This window comes from Actinokineospora sp. (assembly GCF_050699995.1).
Lineage (GTDB): Bacteria > Actinomycetota > Actinomycetes > Mycobacteriales > Pseudonocardiaceae > Actinokineospora.
The window spans coordinates 1-2,341 of sequence record NZ_JBOHGC010000139.1 but is presented as its reverse complement, the minus strand read 5'-3'; the positions used below and the strand labels follow the sequence as shown (position 1 = coordinate 2,341).

Genomic DNA, 2,341 nt, shown 5'->3' with positions numbered 1-2,341 from the left:
CCCGGAAACCGCCCACCGACGCGACAGTCGGCCCACAACCATGGCCATATCCAGGAATTCCTGGCAAAACCCCGCCACAGCAACCTTTCAACCAGATCCCACAAACCCGTGCAAGATCGAGGCTAGTCGGCGGACGCGGTGTTGAGCCCGGAGGAGATCAGGGCCATCACCGACGAGTCCGCAAGCGTGGTCGTGTCGCCGACGGCACGGTTCTCGGCGATATCGCGCAGGAGGCGCCGCATGATCTTTCCGCTGCGGGTCTTGGGGAGTTCCGGCACGACCAGAACCTGGCGGGGCTTGGCGATCGGCCCGATCTCCTTGGCCACATGGTCACGCAGCACGCTCACGACCGAGGCGTCCTGACCGCCGCGAAGGATCACGAAAGCGACAATGCCCTGCCCCGTGGTGGGATCAGCCGCACCGACGACGGCGGCCTCGGCCACGCTGGGATGCGACACCAACGCCGACTCGACCTCCGTGGTGGAGATGCGGTGGCCGGACACGTTCATCACGTCGTCCACGCGCCCGAGCAGCCAGATGTCGCCGTCGCCGTCGTATTTCGCGCCGTCGCCCGCGAAGTAGAAGCCCTGATCGGCGAAGCGGGACCAGTAGGTGTCGCGGAAGCGCTCCTCGTCGCCCCAGATGCCGCGCAGCATCGACGGCCACGGCTTGTCCAGCACCAGGTAGCCACCACCGCCCGCCGCCACCTCGACGCCCGCGTCGTCCACCACGCGGGCGCCGATGCCGGGAACGGGCCGCTGCGCCGACCCTGGTTTGGTGCTCGTCACCCCAGGCAGCGGGCTGATCATGATCGCGCCGGTCTCGGTCTGCCACCAGGTGTCCACGATCGGACACCGGTCCGCGCCGAGGTGCTTGCGGTACCACATCCACGCCTCCGGGTTGATCGGCTCGCCGACCGAACCCAGCAGCCGCAACGACGACAGGTCATAGCCCGCCGGGATCTCGTCGCCCCACTTCATGAACGTGCGGATCAGGGTGGGTGCCGTGTAGTAGATGGACACCCCGTACTTCTGGATGATCTCGAAGTGCCTGCCCTGGTGCGGACTGTCCGGCGTGCCCTCGTAGATCACCTGGGTCGCGCCGTTCGCGAGCGGGCCGTAGACGATGTAGGAGTGGCCGGTGATCCAGCCGACGTCGGCGGTGCACCAGTACACGTCCGTCTCCGGCTTGAGGTCGAAGACCGCATGGTGCGTGTAAGCGACCTGCGTGAGGTAGCCGCCGCTGGTGTGCAGGATTCCCTTGGGGTTCCCTGTGGTGCCCGAGGTGTAGAGGATGAACAGCGGGTGCTCGGCGTCGAACGCCTCCGGCTCGTGGGTCTCGGACTGGCCGTCGACCATGTCGTGCCACCACACGTCGCGGCCCTGGGTCCACTCCACAGTGGACCCGGTGCGCCGGACCACGAGGACGTGCTCGATCGACGCGCAGTCCGCGACGGCCTCGTCGGTGTTGGCCTTCATCGGGGCTGCCTTGCCACGCCGGAACTGCCCGTCGGAGGTGATCAGCAGCCGGGCCTCGGCGTCGTCGACACGCGAACGCAGTGCGGTGGGGGAGAATCCGCCGAATACCACGCTGTGGACCAGGCCGAGCCGGGCGCAGGCGAGCATCGCGAAGACCGCCTCGGGGATCATCGGCAGCTGGATCGCGACCCGGTCACCCGCGCGCAAACCGAGCGACCGCAGCGCGTTCGCCGTCTTCGACACCTCGCGCAGCAGGTCGGCGTAGGTGATGGTGCGGGTGTCGCCCGACTCGCCCTCCCACTGGATCGCCACCCGGTCGCCGTGTCCGGCCTCGACGTGGCGGTCGACGCAGTTGTAGGCGACGTTGAGCTTCCCGCCGACGAACCACTTGGCGGCCGGCGCGTCCGACCAGTCCAGCACGTTCGACCATTCGGTGTCCCACGACAGCCTGCGCGCCTGGGCCGCCCAGAAGTCCTCCCGGTCGGCGTCAGCGGCGGCGTACCAGCCCGCGTCCACGTTCGCCGTGGCCGCGAAGCCGGTGTCCGGCGCGAACGTGCGCCGCTCGTCCATCAGGTTCGACAAACTGTCCGTGGTCATCGCGTTCTCCCGCCGTCCCAGGTGCGCAGGCCGCCACGCTAGGACGACATCGGCGCCACCGGAGATGATCAGCGACGGACGGTGTCGGCTTGGGGACGAACGGTCGACGAGTGGACGGGAACGGAGAGCCGTCGCCTAACATCGACCCATGTCAGTGCCCGCACAGCCGCAGGTACGGTCGCCGCGGCGGCCGTGGCCGCCCTGGGCGCGCGCGGACGCGGCCTCGGTGCTCGGCACCGCGCGGCAGATCGCCGACGACCTCGCCG

At 68.9% G+C, this 2,341-nt stretch carries 1 protein-coding gene; it reads right to left on the bottom strand.

What is annotated here, in order from left to right:
* Positions 1–122 precede the first annotated feature (122 nt).
* Positions 123–2,075, bottom strand: a complete 1,953-nt coding sequence (acs, locus tag ACRDSQ_RS08210) for an acetate--CoA ligase (RefSeq protein ID WP_431420142.1) — start codon at positions 2,073–2,075, stop codon at positions 123–125.
* Between the last annotated feature and the right edge of the window lie 266 nt (positions 2,076–2,341).

Coding starts and splice junctions, on each gene's coding strand:
- acs (WP_431420142.1), bottom strand. CDS start 2,075: ATGACCACGGACAGTTTGTCGAACCTGATGGACGAGCGGCGCACGTTC.